4 protein-coding genes are annotated in these 2,383 nt (G+C 73.7%); 1 reads left to right on the top strand and 3 read right to left on the bottom strand.

Annotated features, from left to right (window positions below):
- Together Q0112_RS15900 and Q0112_RS15895 are read right to left on the bottom strand one after the other, a co-directional pair.
- On the bottom strand, positions 1-659 hold a 659-nt coding region (locus tag Q0112_RS15900), incomplete at its 3' end, for a methylenetetrahydrofolate reductase (protein ID WP_297976957.1).
- Between the two features lie 19 nt (positions 660-678).
- Positions 679-987 (bottom strand): virulence factor, encoded by a 309-nt coding sequence (locus Q0112_RS15895; RefSeq protein ID WP_297976955.1) that lies wholly within the window; start codon positions 985-987, stop codon positions 679-681.
- A gap of 132 nt (positions 988-1,119) precedes the next feature.
- Between Q0112_RS15895 and metF the strand changes: the two genes are divergently transcribed.
- On the top strand, positions 1,120-2,016 hold the full coding sequence (gene metF / locus Q0112_RS15890; protein ID WP_297976953.1) for a methylenetetrahydrofolate reductase [NAD(P)H]: 897 nt from the start codon (positions 1,120-1,122) through the stop codon (positions 2,014-2,016).
- A 173-nt stretch (positions 2,017-2,189) separates the two neighbouring features.
- Here metF and Q0112_RS15885 read toward each other — a convergent pair.
- Positions 2,190-2,383: methylated-DNA--[protein]-cysteine S-methyltransferase (locus Q0112_RS15885; RefSeq protein ID WP_297976952.1), on the bottom strand; the 194-nt coding region annotated here is incomplete at its 5' end.

The following is a 2,383-nucleotide window of genomic DNA, read 5'->3' as shown; positions in this document are numbered from 1 at the left end:
GGGCCGGCGACGCCGATGTGGAGGGGGAGGTCGATGCCGGCAGCGGCGAGCCGGTCGGCCCAGGCGATGACCGGGGCGGCCTCGAAGGCGAACTGGGTGACGACGGCCATCTCGGCGTCGGTCTCGCGGGCGAAGTCGGCCTTGGCGCGCAGCGCCGCCATGGCGACGCTCTCGCCGCCGGCGGGGTCGATGTCGCGGTTGCCCTCCGGGTGGCCGGCGACGTGCAGCCGGGTGAAGCCGCGCGCCTCGAACCGCCCGGTCCGCAGCAGCGCGAGCGAATCGGCGAAGGGCCCCTGCGGGCGGGAGATGCCGCCGGCGAGCACCAGCGCCTCGATCACGCCCGCGTCGGCATAGGCGGCCAGGCGCGCGTCGAGCTCGGCCGCCGAGAGGACGCCGCGCGCCGGCACGTGCGGCATGACGCGGAACCCCTCGTCGACGAGGCGGCGGGCGGTCGCGACCATCTCGGCCATCGGCGTGCCGTCGATATGGGCGACATAGACCCGGGTGCCGGCCGGCAGGAGGTCGCGGAAGTCGGCGACCTTGGCCGCGGTGCGCGGCATCACCTCGATCGAGAAGTCCTCGACCAGCGTCCCCGCCGCGGCTGCGGGCGTCGGCGCGGGCGCGGCGGCGCGGCGGACGAAGTCGAGGATTTTCGCCATCGGGCTCTCCGGGTCGAGGTCAGGAACGCGGGGTGGCCCAGCCGTCGTTCGCGATCAGGGCCTTGATCGCGTCCTGACTAAACTCCGCTTCGAGCCGCGCCGCTTCGCCGGAAGCGACATCCGCCGCTTCGCCCTCGACAAGGTAGGGCTCGCCCTTGCGCCATTCGCCGAGATAGGCGTCGCTGTCGCGGGCGCCGGCGCGCATGGCGCAGCGGTCGATGGCGAGCTCGAACCGCTCGGGGAGCGGCATCTTGGCGGCGCGGCGGCCGGAGCCGACGATGACCTGGGCCGGGATGTCGCGCCAGTAGACGATGGTGACCTCGGGCATGGACCTCACTCGACACGCGACGCGGGGTCCGCCCGCGTCAACCGAGCGATTCAGTTAGACGTTGCCGGACGGCGTTTCCAGCGGTATTCTCGCAGCTGCAAACTTCATTGTCGGTTATGGACCGGTGCACACATGGCTACGACTGGGAAGGCTCTCCCGAGCCTGTCGTTCGAATTCTTCCCTCCCCACACGCCGGAAGGCAGTCTCAGGCTGTGGCGCTCGGTCGAGCGCCTGGCGCCGCTCGCGCCGCGGTTCGTCTCGGTCACCTACGGCGCCGGCGGCACCACGCGCGACCGCACCAACGCCGCGATCCAGACCATCATCGGCCGGGCGCGGCTGAATGTCGCGGGCCATCTCACCTGCGTCGGCGCCAGCCGCGCGGAGACGCTCGAGGTGGCGCGCGGCTATGCCCGGCTCGGCGTCCGGCGAATCGTCGCGCTGCGCGGCGACCCGCCCAAGGGCGAGACGCGCTTCGTGCCGCACCCGGACGGCTTCGCCAGCGCCGCCGAGCTGGTGGCCGGGCTGCGCGAGGTCGGCGACTTCGAGATCGCGGTCGGCGCCTATCCCGAGGTGCACCCCGAGGCGGCCAGCGCCGCCGCCGACATCGAGAACCTCAAGCGCAAGCTCGACGCCGGCGCGAGCATGGCGCTGACGCAGTTCTTCTTCGAGAACGAGACCTTCCTGCGCTTCCGCGACGCCTGCGCGCGGGCGGGGATCACCGCGCCGATCCACCCCGGCCTGCTGCCGGTCGAGAATTTCTCCCGGATGGTGAACTTCGCCGGCCGCTGCAAGGCCTCGGTGCCCGAGTGGATGCACCGCGCCTTCGAGCGGGCCGAGACGCCCGAGGAGGCCCATACCCTCTCGGTCGCCATCGCCTGCGAGCAGATCGACGGGCTGATCGGCGAGGGGGTGGAGCATCTCCACCTCTACACCCTTAACAACCCGGACCTGACCTTCGACGTCTGCCACACGCTCGGCTACGCCGCCGCGCCGCTCGCCTTCGCAGCCGAGGGCGGCGGGGCCGCCTGATCCCGGCCGCACCCCGGCGGCGCCGTCGCCGCGCAGGGGACGCTGCCACGCCCAGCGGCGGAGACGCGCGCCGCGGCCATGACGGCGCCCCCACGCGAGCGGCCGGCGCGGCGCTTCCGCCAACCGGCGGCGACGGCCGCGAGGCCGGCGGCGCCGGGCGGCAGTCGCGGGACTCAGAAAACGAAGGACGGCTGGGCGGTGGAGCCGAGAACGACGCCCTCGAGCTCGAGCATGCGCGCCTTGGCGGCGGCGCCGCCGGGGGCGGAGAAGCCGCCGATCCGGCCGCCGGCGGCGAGCACGCGGTGGCAGGGGATGATGAGCGCGACCGGGTTGCGCGCCATCGCCTGCCCGACGTCGCGGGCCGCCT

Origin of the sequence: uncultured Amaricoccus sp. (assembly GCF_937858865.1) — a bacterium.
Lineage (GTDB): Bacteria > Pseudomonadota > Alphaproteobacteria > Rhodobacterales > Rhodobacteraceae > Amaricoccus.
The sequence above is the reverse complement of the archived record's forward strand: the minus strand, read 5'-3'. Positions and strand labels throughout refer to the sequence as shown.